Source organism: Vibrio kanaloae, assembly GCF_024347535.1.
GTDB lineage: Bacteria > Pseudomonadota > Gammaproteobacteria > Enterobacterales > Vibrionaceae > Vibrio > Vibrio kanaloae.
On the sequence record NZ_AP025498.1, the window covers coordinates 1,430,684 to 1,449,391 of the forward strand.

Sequence of the window (18,708 nt, forward strand, 5' to 3'; positions counted from 1 at the left end):
TTTATAGAGCTTCAAATTTAGTTCTGTAGAACTTAACACATTCACTTGTAGAGTTATCACTTAGGAGATAAACATGAAAAAAATTGGTTTGATGGCTGTGTTTGCCCTTGTATTAGGCGGTTGTGCGAATGACTATGCAGAATATAGCGAAGGTCAACGTGTTTCAGTCGCTAATCCAGCATCGGTTTATTGTGTTCAACAGGACGGCGAATTGGACACGGTAACGGAAAATAATCAACGAACCACTTATTGTGTATTACAAGATGGTCAGCGTATCGAACAGTGGGAATACTACCGCAATAACCACGATCAAAAAGAAAACAGCTAATCTGTGATGCTGTGATGCTGATAGCTTATGACGTCACATCGATATAATAAGCATTATTTCTTCACAACTTTCACCCAATAAAATCCCATGATATTACGTAAACTGCCCGCTACTCAGCGGCGGTTTACTTTACCGAAATAGCAATTGAACAGCGTTTTATTTATGACATAGCCCTGACATTGTGAATGTATCAGGTCGATAAAATATCGATCTGTTACAGATATTTACATGTTAAATTGATATGAAAAGCCAACCTAAAAAACAAGAAAAAGCTCATATGTCGTTTGAACTCCCTGAGTTCACGCTCTCACAATCCACCTCACAAGTTATCTATAAACGGTGTCAAACGGCGTTAGTCGTTTTAGCTATTGGTATTATCGTAAATTTGGCACTTCGAATTGATTTTGTATTGTTCAATGGATCTGTTGGCGAAGTGTCAGTGACCGAGATGCTGCAGCAGTTACTGCTTATTATTGCGTCTGGATCTTTTGCTTATCTAGCAAGAAAGAAAACCGAAGTTAAGCACGCAGCCCTGCTCATCAGCGCGTTTTTCGGTGTGATGTTTATTCGTGAAATGGATTTTTGGTTCGACAAGATCGTACATGGTGCTTGGGTAGTCCCTGCCCTATTGGTTTCTGGCAGTGCCATTTTCTACGCGATTAAAAATGGTAAACGAACCATTGACCAGCTTGCGCTTATTCTTGCATCTCCGCACATGAACCTTTTGGTTACTGGTGTAATGCTGTTATTGGTATTTTCTCGTCTGTTTGGCATGGGCAGTTTTTGGCACAACGTTATGGGGGATAATTACGTGCGCGTGGTTAAAAACATCGCCGAAGAAGGTACTGAGCTTTTAGCCTATTGTTTGATTGCTTTTGCTAGTCTTAAAACGGTTCTTGGCATCACGAGAAAGAAATAACGGCTTATCGCCACCAGCGATGTGTGTGGTCAGATTCTGGGTCTAGATATCGGTTCAACAAAGTCAGGTTTGTGTCTAGTAGCGCTAGATACTCCCTGACTTTTTTAATATTTGTACCTGCTGGAGTATGTTGAATACAGCGTTCCAATACCGGAAGTAAACTGTCTACAATATCAAACAGAGCTGACAGCGTCGCCGAGCCTTTCTTCGTGGAGCTTTTCGCGACTAGCTCTTTTACAACAACTAAGGCTTCTAAAGAGAGCCTTTCTGGTTCTTGTCTTATTGACTCTAAGTCTCGCTGAAATACCCCCGCGCAGACACCTTCAAGATAGACTCGATAAGTCGTCAGTACATCCATCAATAAAAACAAATGCCCCTGAACACTTTGATGAGGGTATGGCACCGCAACATGAGCATCTAGCCGACGGTCTACTTGAAGTTCGATCCCAAGCGAAGAACACTCCTCAACCAGAACCTTAAGCAAGCCTTGTTCATCCATCAACGCTTGAACTTCGAAAATACGCTGTAAGTGGTAGTCATTGGAAACAAACGTCACCTTCACACTTTGCCCACGCGTAAACAGACCGCTTTCAATCATTTCTGAGGCCAAATTCTGAATATTCTCAACCGTACTTGTCGATGCCTTCTCCAGTAAAATAGCCCCTAAGGTAAACGGATACTCACGCTGAGCTTCAAGTTTTCGATAATATTGGTACATCACATCCGCTTCTGAGCGGGTTTGGCCTTTGGTCACCCCACCGCAAAATGCAACCGCCAGTTTCTGATTAGATTCGACCGTAAGATAATCAACTAAAGCATCAATTCGACTCATTCCTTCATCAGTCAATTTGTTCTCATTAAGTCGCTTACCCAGCACAATAAGGAGGTGATTAATGCTCATTTTATGTTCAAGTCTCGTTTTGGTGTTCTGATGGAGTGAATTATGTATACAATACCTGTTAACAAAAGTATTTTTAAGTTCTTACATGTTGCTTACAATAATGCTCACTATTAATAGCAGTATCATAAATCACACACACAAGAGCCACGTGCCACTGTAAAGCAAAAATAGCACGATCTTGAGTTTCACCACCTATGCTTGTTAGCATTTGTCTCACTCAAAGAAATAAAGCTAACAAAACAAAATTTAACCAGAGTTCGTTCATCGAACCGTCTTCACAGGAAGTTACTATGCTGTCTATTTTTGATATTTATAAAATTGGGGTCGGGCCTTCCAGCTCCCATACAAATGGACCAATGATCGCTGGGTTTAATTTTACACAAAAAATTGAATCTGTACTTGAACAAGTTGCTCGTATTCAGATCGACCTATACGGTTCACTGTCGCTAACCGGTATCGGTCACCACACCGATCGTGCAACGCTGTTAGGTCTGCTTGGCAACCGCCCTGATACTATCAAAATAACCAGTGCTAATTTAGCAATGCGTAAAGCGATTGAAGACAAATCTCTCATGGTTAGCGGTAACCATGAGATTCACTTCAATGTAGAAAGCGACTTACTATTCCACAAAACTAACCTTCCACTTCACGAAAACGGTATGACTATCTCAGCCTTTGATGCAAGCGGCAGTCTTCTAGAAATGGAAACTTACTACTCGATTGGTGGTGGTTTCATCGTAACGGCTGACGAACTACAACACGGAAAAAAAGAGTCCGAAACAAAAGTAGAGTTCCCTTTTTCTTCTGCCGATCAGTTGTTGGAGTTGTCGGAACAAAATGGTCTCAGCCTGGGTGGTTTAATCCTGCGTAATGAAATTTCGTTCCAAGATATGGATGTAATTGACCAAAAAGCCGACCAGATCTGGAAGGTGATGTCACTTTGCATGCAACGAGGTTTTGATACCGAAGGTATTCTCGATGGTGGCCTAGAGGTCACGCGCCGTGCCCCTGCACTTTTGAAAAAGCTTGAGGCTAATGCTTCCATCGAAAGCGATCCAATGGAAATCATGGATTGGATCAATCTGTTCGCCTTTGCAGTAAGTGAAGAAAATGCGGCTGGCGGACAAGTGGTAACTTCTCCAACCAATGGTGCTGCCGGTGTTATTCCAGCCGTGTTAATGTATTACCATCGCTTCATAAAAGAACTTGATACAAAACAGCTTAAAGACTTCTTGGCAGTATCTGGTGCGATCGGCATTCTTTACAAAACCAATGCGTCTATTTCTGGTGCTGAGGTTGGCTGCCAAGGTGAAGTCGGCGTATCTTCATCAATGGCTGCTGCAGGCTTAACTGCATTACGTGGTGGTAGCAACGAACAGATCTGTATTGCTGCTGAGATAGCAATGGAACACTCACTGGGCATGACATGTGATCCAATTGGTGGACTTGTCCAAGTACCGTGTATTGAGCGTAATGCAATGGGTGCAATGAAAGCTATTAACGCATCACGCATGGCGTTGAAACGTACCAGCAAGTGCCTTATCTCTTTGGACAAAGTGATCGAGACTATGTATCAAACGGGTAAAGATATGAACAAGAAATACCGTGAGACTTCTTTAGGTGGCTTGGCAGTAATCCATATGGCGCCACCTTGTGAATAGCACAAATTAAAAATGATTAACTGATAGAAACCGAGACTGTTAGAAACCACTGTAAGAAAGCCTATACCAAAACTGCATTCTTATAATGCTAACTTCTAACAGTGCTCACTATCCAAACAAAGCCAGCCAACAACTGGCTTTTTTCTAAAGATCAAAGAGGTTTCCCCATAAAGGCGCGATGAACTTTTTTTGTCGATGACTTTCGATCTAACGGAATGATTCAAAATGCGTCACGCTTGTGTAAACAAAGGTAAATGATAACCATTACTATTGAGTGTTGTCTTATTCAGGATTATGATGTAAAAATCAAACCCTAAGAGAGCCTTTCATGAGCAAACCTAGTCCTATCACATTAACCGTTAGCCAAACCTCAACAATCACACCGAACATGCAACGTATAACGCTTAGCGGTGAGGGATTAAGTCAATACCCAACAGAGTGTGCCGGCGGATACATCAAGCTTTTATTCTCTCCATTAGGCTCAACTGATTTAAACCAATTGAAGGACGGTGATCGTCCAACCATGCGTACCTACACGGTTCGTCAATACCACCCTGACGAAAACTCTATCGAGGTTGATTTCGTTCGCCATATCACCACAGATTTGCAATGTGGTTTTGCTGCAAGATGGGCAATGAACGCACAAGTGGGCGATACTATTTCAGTGGTTGGCCCTGGCTTGATTCAAGGGCTAAACCTTGAGTCGGATTGGTTCTTCTTAGTGGCAGACATGACGTCACTGCCTGCTCTTTCAGCCAAATTAAAAACACTTCCAGAATCAGCAACGGGTTACGCTGTTGTTCAAATTAATTCTGAACAAGACAAGCAAACACTTGAAGCGCCACAAGGTATCAAGGTTAGTTGGTTAATTGCAGATGAAGTCTCAGACACCCTTTCACAAACTGTGCGCAACACAGAATGGTTAGAGGGCCAAGTTTCAGTATGGACGGCGTGTGAGTTTGAAAGCATGCGTGAACTGAGACAGTACTTCAGAAACGAAAAAGACGTAGCGAAAGAAAACATCTATATCAGCAGCTACTGGAAACGTGGCGTCACTGAAGATGGCCATAAAGTATTGAAGCAACAAGATACGCAAGCTTTAGCAAGCTAAAATGACCAGTTGTTTACTACGACTGATCTTAAGCATCTTTGAAAACGCTTAGCTCCTAATGCTGATAACAACGCCCTTAACGATGTGTCTATCTTTAAGGGCGTTTGGCTTTAATCCCGTCAAAGCAAAGCATAATACAAATTAAATACTCTCACCGATTTCAATCTCATAACCAAGATCCAGTTTCGCAACCCACTCTTTATTTCCTTGTAAACGCGCTACCACTTGTTGCGCAGCGACTTTACCAATCTGTTCTCTTGGTGTTACCACCGTAGCTAAACGAGGCGTCATCGCCACTGTGATGTCGTGTCCATGGAAACCTGCAATCGCCATCTGTTCAGGTACTTGAATACCACGCCTTACACACTCGTAGAAAGCACCAATAGCTAAGTCATCGTTAGTACAAAAGATACCGTTCACTTCAGGGTGCTTCTCGAGTAAATCGCCAATCAATTTAGCGCCTAGAGTAAACGAGGACGCGTCTTCTGTTTGCAGTGTTACTGGCACTTTATCGGCCTCTTGCATCGCATGTTCATAGCCTGCCATTTTTAAGCGAGTACGCTCATCCATACGAGCAGCTAAATAAGCGATATTCGTCCGCCCTCTGTCGAGTATGGTTTTAGTCATCGCCCTAGCGGCTTCGAAGTTATCAAAGCCAACCGCTTGTTCAATCCTTGGAGACACCGAATCCATGATTTCAATCACCGGGATCGAGACCGTTTGCAGCATTTTTCTAGCTCTATCGGTGTGAACGTTTTCTGACAAGATAATCGCATCAACGTTGTAAGAAAGCAGCGAAGCAATGCTCTGCTCTTCCAACTCAGGGCTATAGCCATAGTGGGCAATCATGGTTTGATAACCTGCTGGTGCCGTCACTTGCTCAATACCACGGATCACTTCAGCGAAAACTTGGTTGGTTAATGAGGGAACCAAAACGCCAATCGCATTACTTTTGGCGTTAGAAAGAATATCTGGGGCACGATTAGGGATATAACCCAACTCATCGACTGCTGCGTTAATCTTGTCTCGTAAAACCTCTGATACCTGACAAGGATCACGTAAACAGCGACTCACCGTCATTTTAGTTACGCCAACTAGGTTGGCAACATCTTGTAATGTAGGGCGTTTTTTCTTATTCGACATAATTAATAGTTATTATTTTTGAGTTATGTTACTGGTAACAGTGTATCCAACTGACTTGGAATTTGAAGCCTTATCTAACAAAAGGTTGATGCAACGACAAGAACATAAAGAAGATCTATCTATTGTTAATTCCCGCGCAAACAATAACGCCCTCATGGCGAGGGCGTTATACATCATTTAGGTATTAACTTTTACCTCAGTTCTTGGAGACTGACTCCAAGTTACGTGAAATTTGTCAGCTTCCTCTCTATCGACTCTTGCATAGGTATGGGAGCCAAAATAGTCACGCTGCGCTTGCAGCAAGTTCGCAGGTAACACTTCGCAGCGCAGAGAGTCGAAGTAGCTTAATGCTGAGCTTATCCCCGGCATCGACACACCAAACAAAGCGGAGTTCGCTACCGCGATACGCCAAGCAAGCTCACGCTCTTCCACTTGTTTGATGAAAGCCTCATCAAACAACAGGTTCGCTAGCTCATTATTTTGTTGGTAAGCCGCTGTAATACTTTGCAAGAAAGCCGCACGTATAATACACCCCGCTCGCCAGATTTTTGCTATTTGAGTGAAATCTAGGTTCCAACCTTCTTTGTCTGACGCTGTTTTCAACAAATCAAAGCCCTGCGCATAAACGGACAGTTTGGCGCAATACAGAGCATCGTGAAGTTCAGAAATCACTTCTGTTTTATCTAACAGGTTTGCATCAGCAATATTACCTTTTAAAAGCTGACTTCCCTGGACACGTTGTGATTTTTGACCGCTCATCGCACGCGCGTAAACCGCTTGTGCAATGGTTGGCGTTGGGCAACCTTCTTGAAGGCTATTAACCGCCGTCCACAATCCCGTGCCTTTCTGTCCAGCTTTATCTAGCACGACCTCAACGAATGGCTTACCCGTCACTACATCTTCATGCTGAAGAATATCGGCACTGATTTCCATCAGGTAACTATTAAGTACACCGTTGTTCCATTGCTCAAAGACTTGTCCAATCTCTTGAGCTGGCATATCAAGCACATCACGCATAAACTGGTAAACTTCACAAATTAGCTGCATGTCGGCATATTCAATACCGTTGTGTACCATTTTCACATAGTGCCCTGTGCCAGAAGGACCAACATACGCCGCGCACGCTTCACCCGCTTCAAACTGAGCAACCGGTAGTCCATTAGCATCCACTTTTGCAGCAATCGCTTCCCACATCGGTTTCACATATTGCCAAGCCGATTGGTCACCACTGGCCATGAGCGCTGGGCCAACACGAGCGCCTTCTTCACCACCAGAAACGGCGGTGCTGAAGAAACGGAGCTTACCTTTATAATTCTGTTCACGTGTCTCGGTATCAGTCCATAAGCTGTTACCCGTATCGATAACAATGTCGTCGCTCTCCAAACCGGCATCAAGCAGATTATTCACAACGATATCAACGGGCTTTCCAGCAGGAACCGACAGTGCGATTACACGCGGTTTTGCTAAGCCCTGCAACACATGTTCAAGACTCGTGCCTTTGGTGAACTGACCTTTACCGTCAAAGGATTCATTAAGCTGCTTTGCTTCTGAACTCGCACGCTCAATGTTGTCAGCGTTTAAATCAAAACCAGCAACGTTAAATCCATTATCGAGCAGGTTGAGTGCTAAGCTCTTACCCATCACCCCTAAGCCAATCATAGCGATGTCATTTTTTATCTGAGTCATGGTTTAGCCTATCTGCTTAATTTGTTTAACTGCACTTTCTACTACTTGCTCGACATCTTGTGAGATATCGACAAATAACGCTTCATCTAGATCAGGTTCAACCAAGGTTTCAAACTGGCTTTTCAACATCTCTTGACCATTAAAATAATGATTTTCACGAGCTTTGTGACGATTCCAAATCGTATCGAAACTGCCCTGTAGGTACACAATCACTAAATCTTCATTGTTGTTGCGCAAAATATCGCGGTATTGCGGCTTTAGTGCCGAGCAAGCAATCACTGCACTTGGTTGTTCGATATATTGCTTATTCAGTGTTTCCAGCCATCCTTGACGATCGTCGTCTGTCAGTGGAATACCTTGACGCATCTTTTCTACATTGCTTTGCGGATGGAAATCATCGCCATCAAAAAACTGGAGCGTTAATGCTTCTGCGATACGGCTACCAATCAGGCTTTTTCCGCATCCAGATACGCCCATCACGAGTATTTTTTTGCTTTTCATAAGGCAAACCTTCCCTAAGCCCCAACCAAAGCTGGGGCTGACAATCGAATCTAATAGTTAAACTTATGTTGCTGCTGATCGGTCCCCGAATACTAAATCCGCTCAAGGACCTTTACTGTTATTGCCACCAAAGTGCTAGCTGAGGGAAGATAATAACCAGCCCCAGAACCAAGACTTGAAGTGCAATGAACGGCAGTAGTGAGGTAAATATCTCGCCCAAGCTGATGTCTTTTGGTGCGACCGATTTTAGGTAGAATGCCGCAGGGCCAAACGGTGGCGACAAGAAAGACACCTGCATGTTGAGACAGAACACAACACCAAACCAAACCGGGTCAAAACCAAGGCCTGTAATGATTGGAACGAAGATTGGCATTGTTAGAAGCGCCACACCGACCCAATCAAGGAACATGCCTAAAACCAACAAGATAGCCATCATGATTAGCAGCGTTACTGTTGCGTTGCCGCCACTTAGGGCAAGGATGGTTTCTTCAACAAAATCAATACCGCCCATCAAGTTGTAGATACCTACCAGTGCACTTGCACCGATGCCAATCCACATGATCATGCCGCAGGTACGCATGGTTGCCATGGCACTCTCTTTCAACATGTTGAAGTTCAGTTCGCCACGGATCAGTGCACTGATCATGATACCAACGACCCCCAAAGCAGAAGCTTCTGTTACTGAAGCAATACCTGTGTAGATACTGCCCAAAACCGTTGCGACTGAAAGCAGTGGAAAAAACAAAGCCTTGAAGTAGCTAGGCTGATTTGAGATGTTTTCTTCAGTCTCATCATCACTTGGAATAGGCGCGAGAGAAGGGTTTAGCTTACAACGAATCAATACGTAGCCGATGTAACAACCCGCAAGAATAAACGCTGGTAAAAAAGATGCTTTAAACAAGTCACCAATCGATACGCTGGCTGTCATACCGTAGATGATCAATACAATACTTGGTGGAAGCATGGTACCTAATGCACCACCCGCACAGGTTGTACCGATAGCAAGCTTACGGTCATAACCCAAACGAAGCATCTGAGGCAAAGCGAGAATACCAAGTAGTACCGTTTCACCACCGATAACGCCCGACATTGAAGCCAATAAAACCGCGACTAATAACGTTTGTACCGCAACGCCACCGCGAACCTTACGGCCGACAGATTTCATGGCATCAAACAAATCACGCGCGATACCAGAACGGTCTAGTAAAGCGGCCATTAATACAAACATTGGAACTGCAAGAAATACATAACCAGAAGCGAAGCTGTAAGTACGGCTCGCAATCAAAGGCAAGGCATCAGGGCCAAACCAGCATAGAGTGAAGAAAATCGCGACAAAGCCTGTTACGAACGCTAGCTGCATACCAGTGAGTAGCAAACCAATCATCATAACCAGCATGAGCAAGCTGCCCCATGCGATACCAATAGAAGATAAATCAAACATCGTCATTCTTCCTTAGACCCATCAACTCTTGGATTAGGTGCAATACAAACTGGACAACAAGAACACACAAAACGACAAAGATCAGGCCTTTCAACAGCGCTGGATAAGGCGCGTTTAACACTGAGCCTGATGTCTCTAAGCGAAACTCTCCCCAAGGTGCAAACCATGCTTCTTCTGCTGTGAAGTAAGCCGCGTAAGCCAGCATGCCCGCAAAGGCCAAGCCAACTATGTGGTGAACAAGATTAAGGTACTTACGTGTTTGGTTAGACACTGAATCGTAGATAAGAACAACACGTACATGCTTATCAGCTGCGAAAGCGTAGATGCCGCCGATAATGAATAGAGAACCACCGATAAATGAAGCCGTTTCGTGTACCCATGTGGTCGGGGCATCAAATGCATAGCGCATCACAACTTCGTAAAATGAGATCAATACAGTGAAGATGAACAGCCAGCTAACTAAGTTACTGAATTTTATGATAAGACGATCAAGCCCGTTTCTTGGCTTTTCATCGTTTTCTGCTGGTGCGTGAGGGATTTTGTCTGTCATGGGCCAAATTTCCTGGGAGAAAAAGGGAGAGCAACGCCCTCCCCCATCAATAAGCTAGGTTTGAATTACAGTAGGCCGTTTTCTTCTAGGAACACGGTAACGGAAGTGTAAACTTTCCCTGCGTTGTCAGAGCGCTCTGCAAATACTTTCCATTGACCTTTTGCAATTTCACGGAACTTCTTACGCTCTTCTTGAGACCAGTCATGAATTGTGATTTCTGGATTCGCTTGTGCTTCTTTAACTGCTGCTTGATCAGCCATTTTTAGCTGAGTCGTCATGTCGTAAGAGAAATCACGTACGGATGTTTGTAGAATCGTTTGTAGATCCACAGGCATCTTGTCCCATTTCTTTTGAGAAACAGAGATATCGATTAACGGTAGCGAATGGAAACCCGGTTGAACTGGGTGGGTCGCAATGTCGTTCATGCCCGCTTTTTGGTTTGTAGAGAATACCGTATAGTCCGCGGCATCAATTACGCCCTTGCTTAGACCGGTAAATACTTCAGAACCCGGAAGGTTTACTGGAGTCGCACCCGCTGCTGCAAACACTTGTTGTACTAAGCCTTCAGGCGCACGCAATTTAAGACCTTTAAGATCCGCAACACCGTCAATTGGCTTTTTAGAAATGAAAGATTCAACACCTGTTGTTGAAGCACCAACGAACTGAACACCGTAAGGCTTGTAAAGCTCAGTCATTAGTTCGTTACCGCCACCGTAGTTCATGTACTGAAGCAGTTGTGTTGTGTCTGACCATGCACCCACCATGTTACCGATTAGGCCGAATGCTGGATCTTTACCAGAGAAGTAACCCGTTGCTGTGATATGACCATCTAAGATGCCCATTTTGATCGCGCCTAGCGTTTCAGTGTGCTTAACCACAGCGCCTACAGGAAGAAGATCAATGTCGATACGTCCGTTAGACATCGTTTCTACGCGCTCAGCCCATTTCTGCTGAACCTTGAAGTTCAAATCACCAGATGGATCTGAAGATTGAATCTTAAGTTTGAAGTCTGCAGCCATTGCTGAAGTAGCAAATAGGCCAGTGAGGGAAGCAGCGATCAGCGTTTTAGTCAGAGCTTTCATTTGGGTATCCTTATGAGTTTCACAGAGTCCGGTTTGTTGTTATATGTTACCGGTAACGTTAAGCTGAATGTTACCGGTAACTTAACAGCTTTGTCTATGAGAAGGATCACATCTTTAACATTAGTAAAACGTTTGCTATCAATAATGAAAATGTGACTGAAAAGTCACATTATAGGTTAGAAGTGTATTTTAATTTCTTTTTAATTCAGTGAGATAACTAAGCCAGCAATGATAAAAACAACACCTACACCGCGAGTCATGTGCCACTTTTCCTTTAAAAAGTAGATCCCCATCACGACGCCGAAGATGATGCTTACTTGCCTAAGTGCCACCACCAAGCTGACGTTCTCTGTCATGGTCATCGCAAATAACACCAAACCATAAGTCGAAGCCATCATAATGCCTGCAAGCGTGGCTTTCTTGCGTAGTATCCACGCATTCGCAAACTCGACTCTTTGATTGGTCACCAACAACCAAATACTCAGCGGAATTACGATCGCCCAAAACTGAATACCTAGGTAAAATATCGCCGTGTGTTTATTAGTAATGGTGAGCGTGCTTAACGGCTCCAATAACAGAAGTGCTTCTTTATCTATAAGGGAATAACCCGTGGTACCTATCGCGGCTATTAGTGCCCACAGCACACCAAGGTTAAGATAAGCCTTAAGTCTCAGCTCAGAGAATTGTTTCAGTGGAACGAACAAACAGCCTAATGTGATCAGTGCAAAGCCAATCCATTGATTCAGTGATAGCTCATAGCCAATCAAGACGGTCCCCAAACCAACCATTAAAACAGGCAGCGCTCGTGCCATTGGGTAAATCACACCAATATCAGCCTGTTTATAGGCGATGCCTAAGCCGATTAAATAGATGATTTGGCAAATGCCACTCAAGAATAGCAACTGCCAGAATGGAATTGTGATGTTTGCAAACCCGACACTGTAGACATACCAAATCAAATAGGGAGTCAGAATCGCGGCAGCGGCAAAGCCAGACGCTAAGAAGAAAGAGGCCCCAGAGCCTTGATTTGATTTACCTAGAACATTCCAACCCGCATGCAGCAGAGCCGAAATAATCACGATGATGATGGCAGAGAATTCCATTTCATTCCTAACTTATTGAATGATTGAGCAGTCGCTGAAAACAAGGGATAAAAAAGGCCTCCAGATAAGAGACCTTTGATCATTCCAGTTTAGTAAATCCACAAGCTAAGAGGAGCCAGCGTTCTAACGTACGACTAACGCTCTAGCTGCGCTATCGACTCAATACTGATCGCGTCATGACGCCAATACTCAATATCACAGTCAATCAAATCGCCATTTTGATTGTAGTTAACGCGCTCAACCACCATTGCAGGAGAACCCGAAGTCGCACGCAGAGCTTGTGCAGTTTCACCCAGCAAAGACGTTGTACTCACACGGTAACGGATCTTCTGATACACCACACCAAAGTGTTCGCGGTAGATGTCCGTCAGTGATTTGGACAAGTCATAATCGAGCAAGTTAGGAAACAGCTCTGGTCGAATGTAGTTGGTCACATACACAACAGGCCTGTCTTCAAGGTAGCGAACTCTATCGACACGATAAACATCTGAAAAAGGTTGAAGCCCAAGAAGCTTAGTTGCTTCCTTGGTTGCTAACATTCCTTTCGCTGCTACTAACTCTGTTTTTGGCTTACGATTCTGCGAGAGAGCCATGTTGGTGAAATTCAATGTTTGTGTCGGGTTGTAGCGAAGCGGCGCCGGCGAGATAAACCAACCACGACGGTCTTCTCGATAAATGCGTCCTTCCGCTTCAAGTGAAGACAAGGCTTCGCGTAACGTAACTCGTGTCGTATCAAACGACTCAGCCAGTTTACGTTCTGCAGGCAGCTTCTGTCGTGGCGTTAACATCCCCGACTCTATCTGCTCTACAATGACATCTTTGATTTTTACGTACTGCACTTCATTTCCTTTCATTCTTGTTCTTGTCGTCAGCCACTCCTTGGCCAACTGCAATATAAAATGGTTCGCTAGCGTTTGCGCCAAGCTTGGGTGCGCTTCTCAAATAACTTGTTGATTAGCATATGAATCAACTTCGCACTCGCTGCTGATATCATGATCATCACTGCCATGGCTGCTGCTGCACCCGTTTGACCCGCATCGTCCATATTCAGTACTGAAACTGACGCAGGTATCGTATCGGTAGAATACAAGAATACTACCGCAGATGTCGTGGTAAGTGCATTAATAAACAGGTATGTCGCAATATCTAAAATCGCAGGCAAACAAACCGGCACCGTCACTTTAAAGAACAGCTTATATTGCGGTAAGTTTACCGAAGCCGCCGTTGCCTCTATTTCCTCTGGTAGCTGTTTTAATGCGGTTAATGCCGTCATGTGCCCTACCGTGTAGTAGTGAACCACGGTATTAATCACCAAGAACGCCATCGTGCCATACAAGAAGTTGAGTGGGTTACTCAAATCATTAAAGTAGAAGATGTATCCTAAGCCTAACACCATACCCGGGACGGCCATCGGTACAACACTGAGCATCTGCATTGCTTGACGAACAGGACCGAAGGCGCGGCCTTTCTCAATGCAGTACGCACCTAGGAAAATCAGCACTGTACCGATAATTGCAGTCCAAGCGCCGAGTGTTAAAGAGTTGAAAAATGGCGTCCAACCATAAGTACTCATCTCTGCGAAGTTATAATTATTTAGCGTTAACGTTTTATTCCAAGGCCAGAAGGTGACCATAGATCCGTATATCGCCATGCCCAATACGATAACCACAGCAGCAGAGATGATCGTGCAGTAAAGGAAACATAAGCCATCACGTAACGTGCTAGGTTCAGGTTGGTACGCGACAGAACGAGTATCAAACAAGCTCTTCTGTTTCTTTTGAACCCAGCGATCCACTGTAAACGCAAGCAACGCAGGCAATAGCAACAAGATACTGGTTACCGCACCCATAGAGAAGTTCTGTTGACCAACCACCTGCTTAAAGATGTCCGTCGATAACACGTTGTAGCTACCACCAATCACCTTTGGCACACCAAAGTCACAAACCACCAGCGTAAACACAACGATCAGCGTGCTGATCAAACCATACTTTGCCGCAGGTAGCGTCACCATGAAAAAGGTTTTTAATGATGAAGTATTGAGGGCACGAGCTGCCTCATAAAGACGAGCGTCAGAGGTTCTTAACGAGGTGGTCAGAATCATCAAGGCGTGTGGAAACGTCCAGAATATCAAGCCGAGTGATATACCAATCAAGCCATAAACCGAGTTACCACCCAAGACTTCTTTAGTGATACCTTGGTTGCCAAATAAGAAGATCAAACTGATTGCAGGAAGCAGTGACGGAGCAAGAATAGGCGCAGAACCCAGCACTTGAAAAAGGCCCTTAAAAGGCATGCATGAACGAGTCAAAGCATAGGCATAACCAAACGCTAATACCCCCACAACAACGGTCACTAACAACCCGAGCGTGAACGTATTACCTACCGACAGCCATAAGCTTTGAGACGCAAAATACGTTGCGAAATTCTGTAAACCTACAAATTCGCCGTCTGCGTTCTGAACACTCTTTTTCAACATTGCCCACAATGGCATCAGGATAAACAGCGTCATGACTACAGACAAAAATGCCAACAGCCCAAACAGAATTACGTTGTCTTTGCTTAACCGAGCCAGAAAAGGTTGTACTCGTCGTTGAAATAGCAGATTAGATTGCATCATTTGAGTCGATTCCATGATTGATTACGCCGCCTCGTCTTTCATCACTTGCAAGCTTTTCGATGGGTAAGCTCTCAGGCCTTCTTGATCAAACGCCACGTAACGGATATCACTGCGACGCAGCTTCAATCGGTTGAACTCTTTGACGGGTACATCAACAATGATCTCTTTCGCCGTTGAGTCATGTTGCAATTGACACTCAACACGATAAAACGCCCCTAAGAATTCGCTTGATACGATTCTCACTGGCAAGGATTCACTAAAACGATCAACAAACTGGATTTGCTCTGGACGAACGGCAATATCGAAAACATCACCTAGGTTTGGCGTGAGATTATCTAAGCCAGGTAACGGCAGCATTGACTCAGCAATACGCATCTTACCTTGAGCTGCAACAGAAGCTTGAATGAAATTCATACTGCCCACAAACTCAGCCACAAAACGGCTCACTGGTTTTTGGTAGATCTCTTGCGGTGCACCGACTTGCTCGATAACTCCATGATTCATTACCACAATACGGTCGGCCATGGTCAAGGCTTCATCTTGGTCGTGCGTCACCATAATAGTGGTGATACCCAGCTTACGTTGCAATTGACAGATCTCGTCCCGCAAGTGTGTTCGTACTTTTGCATCCAATGCAGACAGTGGTTCATCAAGCAGTAGCAAGCCTGGAGACAAAGCCAAAGCACGAGCCAAAGCCACACGCTGCTGTTGTCCTCCAGACAGCTGATTCGGGAATTTTTGAGCAGACGTTGGTAAACCGATGGTTTCTAACCAAGATTCCACCGTTTCAAGGGCTTCTTTGGTCGACATACCTTGGTTTTTAAGGCCAATCGCAATGTTTTCTTCCACCGTGAGATTTGGGAACAGAGCATAAGATTGGAACACAATGCCAAAGTCGCGCTTTTCTGGCGGTAAGAAGGTTGTGTCGTTACCGTTTTGCTCGATAGAACCAGAAGTTGGTAAGTCTAAACCTGCAATCGCACGTAATAAGGTGGTTTTTCCGCAGCCAGACGGGCCAAGGAAACAGACGAACTCGCCTTTATCTATCGATAGGGAGATGTCTTTTAACGCTGTAAATTGGCCAAATTGTTTTACAACGTTTTCAATATTCAAATAAGTTTGGTTGCTCATACTACAGCACTCTCTATATGGTATATACCAAATTTAAACTGAGAATATTGCAGTTGAGTGACAAATTTATAGTAGCTAAATGACAGTTATATTGCAGAAATAAAATTCATTCTAACGGGAAAAAATACGCATTAAACAAGTCCGAACGTTCAATAACTTATAGCAAAGTGTTTATCACTCGAAGGGGATTTGGCGATAAAAACTAACGTACTTTTTACCGCCAAATATCAACTGATGTTTATGATTTTAACTGTTACTTTTAATCGCGATAGCCTCAAGTAGCAACAGTCCTTATCAATGACTAAGCTCAGTACACCGCACACCACGGAATAGAATCTGCTCGAGTTCTTAAACGTTCATGTGGGTTAGCTAAATGAGGACGATCGGCCAAATCATATTGAGGCAAGTCGTTAATTGAACCACAGAGGCCTTGTTGGTGATCAAATGCTGTGCGCCACTCTTTAAAACTCACAATCTTACCGTACATGTGATTTGGAAGCCCCAGAACTTTAACACTATATTGACCAGACTCTTCCATTAATTCGATGCCGACTGCATTCGGAATATTGAGCTTTTTCGCTACACAGGCAGGAATGAGCGATACGATGGCAGAGATAATCACCATCGTCTGCCCTTGTATTTTGGAAGACCAGTTCCCTTGCATCACTTGAGGAAAGATCTTACTCAGTACTTTGCTATCAATACACTCCTCTAACAAAGCACACACCTCTTGATGTGTTTTATTTACTAGAGAGCGAGTAGCAAATTCGAGGTAAGCGTCTTCATTAAGAATACCTTGAACATACAGTGTCATTAACCGGCGTTCTTCGTTCAAAAAACTAGGTTCATTCGCTAAGCCTTTTTCAACCAAAAACTCATTCCAAATCATGGCACTGTTTCCGTCCATGAGTGTTTCATCTAGATCAAATACATACAGCGGGGTCGTCATATCAATTCTCACTTCAAATCAAACTTAACTTCCAACTTATACTTAACAGGCAAGAAACAACCTAAACCACAGGTTTATTCCACCTTGTCGGCTTTGCCTGCCGCACCAGCGAGCTTTGCCAATTGCTTATCCAGCCACAATGGCGTGTTACCAGAATCTTCCGCGTTCTCTTTTCTTCGTACCGCATCGCGAACCATCATCGCTCCCACCCAACGGAATGGCTCTGGCGGGAAGTGTCCTAACGGGCCTTTAGTTAAACCGCTTCGTGTCCAAGCATTGTCGATATCGAGTACCATTGCTGACAAAATCTTCCCGCCCATACGGGTTTGAGCAACGCCATTGCCTGAATAACCAAGCCCATAATAGATGTTGTTTTGGCCTTTTAGGTTACCGAAAAATGGCAATCCTGTGACCGAACGATCTGAGCCGCCAGACCAGTTGTAATCGAATTCACTTTGTTCCAATTTAGGGAACAGTTTTTGGAACGATTGATTGAGAATCGGCAGGTAGTTGGTCGTTTGGTTAAACATGCTTTCAACTTGATTGGCAAACGAGAACTTATTACCGCCTTTACCCAACATGAGTCGTCCGTCCTGGGTGTCTCGGTAATAGTGGACAAAGATACGTGAATCCACCACCGCCGCCCCTTTCTCGGGACCAAACTGCTTAAGTTTTTCTGGGATTGGCTTAGTCACCACCATGTCTGACGAAACAACCACAATGCTGCGTTTGAACTCTTTGAAGTGATCGAGCATCCATGCGTTGAGTGCCAAAATCACTTTATCCGCAAATAAGGAACCGCCTTTGGTTTGAATACGAGCGGGAGAGCCATAATCGAGCGACGTCATCTCTGTGTTTTCATAAATTTCGACTCCCAAATCGAGCGCGACCCGGCGCAAACCTCTAGCCAATAACGCTGGCTGCACACTGCCCGCAGCTTCTGAGTAGTAACCCTCAATGTGGCGATCAGACCCAGCTTTGTCAGCCAAAGAATTGTCGCACTTCTTCCAGCTATTGATACCCTGCTTAACCAGCTCATTAACAACAGGCTCCATTCCACCCTTTTGAGCTTCATTGGTCGCCGTGTAGTAAGTTCCGCTTCGATATAGATGCGCGTCAATCTTGTGTTCGTTACAGAAGGCTTCGATCTCGTATATAACCTTTTCCGATTCCTTAACCAACCATTTCGCTTGTTCTTTTCCGTAAAGCTTTTTCAGCGTCGGATACTTAGTTGACCACGTCAGCATGCAACCGCCGTTCGCACCAGAAGCACCGCTACCACATAGGCCTTTTTCAATCACGACAACATGTTTTTCGGGTTGCTGTTGTTTGATTAAAATCGCCGTCCATAAACCCGTATAGCCACCGCCAACAATAGCGATATCACAGTTGACATCTTTTTGAAGCGGCTTAACCGAATCTAGCCCCGCATTAATATTGCCAAACTCTTGTTCCAACGCTTGCTTGAACCAATATGAGTAGTGCTTTGTCATTTGTTGTACCTTACTTAAAACCTAAAGGCGTAAAACTAAAAAAGGAAGACCGAAGCCTTCCTTTACTGATTTCTAACTTCTAATGAACTAAA

17 protein-coding genes are annotated in these 18,708 nt (G+C 44.2%); 4 read left to right on the forward strand and 13 right to left on the reverse strand.

Annotation, left to right across the window (positions count from 1 at the left end; all coding sequences use genetic code 11):
• Window positions 1-73 precede the first annotated feature (73 nt).
• Together OCV24_RS20555 and OCV24_RS20560 are read left to right on the forward strand one after the other, a co-directional pair.
• A complete protein-coding gene (locus tag OCV24_RS20555; protein ID WP_046223979.1) occupies window positions 74-328 on the forward strand; it encodes a putative hemolysin in 255 nt (84 codons plus the stop codon).
• Between the two features lie 241 nt (window positions 329-569).
• Window positions 570-1,247, forward strand: a complete 678-nt coding sequence (locus tag OCV24_RS20560; protein WP_017058613.1) for a hypothetical protein — start codon at window positions 570-572, stop codon at window positions 1,245-1,247.
• Between the two features lie 4 nt (window positions 1,248-1,251).
• Here OCV24_RS20560 and OCV24_RS20565 read toward each other — a convergent pair whose 3' ends face one another.
• Window positions 1,252-2,148 carry a YdcF family protein gene (locus OCV24_RS20565; RefSeq protein ID WP_136980405.1) on the reverse strand — a complete coding sequence of 299 codons (897 nt, stop codon included), beginning with the start codon at window positions 2,146-2,148 and terminating at the stop codon, window positions 1,252-1,254.
• 290 nt (window positions 2,149-2,438) lie between these two features.
• Here OCV24_RS20565 and OCV24_RS20570 point away from each other — a divergent pair, with 290 nt between their 5' ends.
• Both OCV24_RS20570 and OCV24_RS20575 read left to right on the forward strand, forming a co-directional pair.
• On the forward strand, window positions 2,439-3,809 hold the full coding sequence (locus OCV24_RS20570) for an L-serine ammonia-lyase (protein WP_150878921.1): 1,371 nt from the start codon (window positions 2,439-2,441) through the stop codon (window positions 3,807-3,809).
• Between the two features lie 328 nt (window positions 3,810-4,137).
• Window positions 4,138-4,920, forward strand: a complete 783-nt coding sequence (locus tag OCV24_RS20575) for a siderophore-interacting protein (protein ID WP_150878920.1) — start codon at window positions 4,138-4,140, stop codon at window positions 4,918-4,920.
• Between the two features lie 141 nt (window positions 4,921-5,061).
• On the opposite strand, the gene gntR is transcribed toward OCV24_RS20575, so the two are convergent.
• The 12 genes from gntR to OCV24_RS20635 form a co-directional block, all read right to left on the reverse strand.
• On the reverse strand, window positions 5,062-6,063 hold the full coding sequence (gntR, locus tag OCV24_RS20580) for a gluconate operon transcriptional repressor GntR (RefSeq protein WP_077681652.1): 1,002 nt from the start codon (window positions 6,061-6,063) through the stop codon (window positions 5,062-5,064).
• A gap of 177 nt (window positions 6,064-6,240) precedes the next feature.
• Window positions 6,241-7,749, reverse strand: a complete 1,509-nt coding sequence (gene gndA / locus OCV24_RS20585; protein WP_150878918.1) for an NADP-dependent phosphogluconate dehydrogenase — start codon at window positions 7,747-7,749, stop codon at window positions 6,241-6,243.
• Between the two features lie 3 nt (window positions 7,750-7,752).
• Window positions 7,753-8,250, reverse strand: a complete 498-nt coding sequence (locus OCV24_RS20590) for a gluconokinase (protein ID WP_060469518.1) — start codon at window positions 8,248-8,250, stop codon at window positions 7,753-7,755.
• 118 nt (window positions 8,251-8,368) lie between these two features.
• Window positions 8,369-9,691 carry a TRAP transporter large permease gene (locus OCV24_RS20595; protein WP_150878916.1) on the reverse strand — a complete coding sequence of 441 codons (1,323 nt, stop codon included), beginning with the start codon at window positions 9,689-9,691 and terminating at the stop codon, window positions 8,369-8,371.
• Window positions 9,684-10,241, reverse strand: coding sequence for a TRAP transporter small permease subunit (locus tag OCV24_RS20600; RefSeq protein WP_017058622.1), 558 nt, complete (start codon window positions 10,239-10,241; stop codon window positions 9,684-9,686). Before OCV24_RS20600 ends, OCV24_RS20595 begins: the two co-directional genes overlap by 8 nt.
• Before the next feature lie 65 nt (window positions 10,242-10,306).
• Window positions 10,307-11,323: a TRAP transporter substrate-binding protein gene (locus OCV24_RS20605; RefSeq protein ID WP_017058623.1), complete on the reverse strand. Its 1,017-nt coding sequence runs from the start codon at window positions 11,321-11,323 to the stop codon at window positions 10,307-10,309.
• Between the two features lie 200 nt (window positions 11,324-11,523).
• The gene (locus OCV24_RS20610) at window positions 11,524-12,426 is read right to left on the reverse strand and encodes an EamA family transporter (protein WP_150878914.1); all 903 of its coding nucleotides are present in this window, start codon (window positions 12,424-12,426) and stop codon (window positions 11,524-11,526) included.
• Between the two features lie 134 nt (window positions 12,427-12,560).
• Window positions 12,561-13,265, reverse strand: a complete 705-nt coding sequence (phnR, locus tag OCV24_RS20615; protein WP_150878975.1) for a phosphonate utilization transcriptional regulator PhnR — start codon at window positions 13,263-13,265, stop codon at window positions 12,561-12,563.
• A gap of 68 nt (window positions 13,266-13,333) precedes the next feature.
• Window positions 13,334-15,043, reverse strand: a complete 1,710-nt coding sequence (locus OCV24_RS20620) for a putative 2-aminoethylphosphonate ABC transporter permease subunit (protein ID WP_390902106.1) — start codon at window positions 15,041-15,043, stop codon at window positions 13,334-13,336.
• 21 nt (window positions 15,044-15,064) lie between these two features.
• Window positions 15,065-16,174, reverse strand: a complete 1,110-nt coding sequence (locus tag OCV24_RS20625; protein ID WP_150878910.1) for a putative 2-aminoethylphosphonate ABC transporter ATP-binding protein — start codon at window positions 16,172-16,174, stop codon at window positions 15,065-15,067.
• 307 nt (window positions 16,175-16,481) lie between these two features.
• Window positions 16,482-17,123 carry a haloacid dehalogenase-like hydrolase gene (locus tag OCV24_RS20630; protein ID WP_046223989.1) on the reverse strand — a complete coding sequence of 214 codons (642 nt, stop codon included), beginning with the start codon at window positions 17,121-17,123 and terminating at the stop codon, window positions 16,482-16,484.
• Between the two features lie 74 nt (window positions 17,124-17,197).
• Window positions 17,198-18,616 (reverse strand): FAD-dependent oxidoreductase, encoded by a 1,419-nt coding sequence (locus tag OCV24_RS20635; protein WP_017058628.1) that lies wholly within the window; start codon window positions 18,614-18,616, stop codon window positions 17,198-17,200.
• Window positions 18,617-18,708 lie beyond the last annotated feature (92 nt).

Excerpts from the sequence above, each read along its gene's own strand:
- OCV24_RS20635 (WP_017058628.1), bottom strand. The coding sequence starts at position 18,616 with ATGACAAAGCACTACTCATATTGGTTCAAGCAAGCGTTGGAACAAGAG.
- OCV24_RS20570 (WP_150878921.1), top strand. The coding sequence starts at position 2,439 with ATGCTGTCTATTTTTGATATTTATAAAATTGGGGTCGGGCCTTCCAGC.
- gndA (WP_150878918.1), bottom strand. The coding sequence starts at position 7,749 with ATGACTCAGATAAAAAATGACATCGCTATGATTGGCTTAGGGGTGATG.
- OCV24_RS20600 (WP_017058622.1), bottom strand. The coding sequence starts at position 10,241 with ATGACAGACAAAATCCCTCACGCACCAGCAGAAAACGATGAAAAGCCA.
- OCV24_RS20575 (WP_150878920.1), top strand. The coding sequence starts at position 4,138 with ATGAGCAAACCTAGTCCTATCACATTAACCGTTAGCCAAACCTCAACA.
- OCV24_RS20630 (WP_046223989.1), bottom strand. The coding sequence starts at position 17,123 with ATGACGACCCCGCTGTATGTATTTGATCTAGATGAAACACTCATGGAC.
- OCV24_RS20610 (WP_150878914.1), bottom strand. The coding sequence starts at position 12,426 with ATGGAATTCTCTGCCATCATCATCGTGATTATTTCGGCTCTGCTGCAT.
- OCV24_RS20620 (WP_390902106.1), bottom strand. The coding sequence starts at position 15,043 with ATGATGCAATCTAATCTGCTATTTCAACGACGAGTACAACCTTTTCTG.
- OCV24_RS20595 (WP_150878916.1), bottom strand. The coding sequence starts at position 9,691 with ATGTTTGATTTATCTTCTATTGGTATCGCATGGGGCAGCTTGCTCATG.
- OCV24_RS20565 (WP_136980405.1), bottom strand. The coding sequence starts at position 2,148 with ATGAGCATTAATCACCTCCTTATTGTGCTGGGTAAGCGACTTAATGAG.
- OCV24_RS20625 (WP_150878910.1), bottom strand. The coding sequence starts at position 16,174 with ATGAGCAACCAAACTTATTTGAATATTGAAAACGTTGTAAAACAATTT.
- OCV24_RS20555 (WP_046223979.1), top strand. The coding sequence starts at position 74 with ATGAAAAAAATTGGTTTGATGGCTGTGTTTGCCCTTGTATTAGGCGGT.
- OCV24_RS20590 (WP_060469518.1), bottom strand. The coding sequence starts at position 8,250 with ATGAAAAGCAAAAAAATACTCGTGATGGGCGTATCTGGATGCGGAAAA.
- gntR (WP_077681652.1), bottom strand. The coding sequence starts at position 6,063 with ATGTCGAATAAGAAAAAACGCCCTACATTACAAGATGTTGCCAACCTA.
- OCV24_RS20605 (WP_017058623.1), bottom strand. The coding sequence starts at position 11,323 with ATGAAAGCTCTGACTAAAACGCTGATCGCTGCTTCCCTCACTGGCCTA.
- OCV24_RS20560 (WP_017058613.1), top strand. The coding sequence starts at position 570 with ATGAAAAGCCAACCTAAAAAACAAGAAAAAGCTCATATGTCGTTTGAA.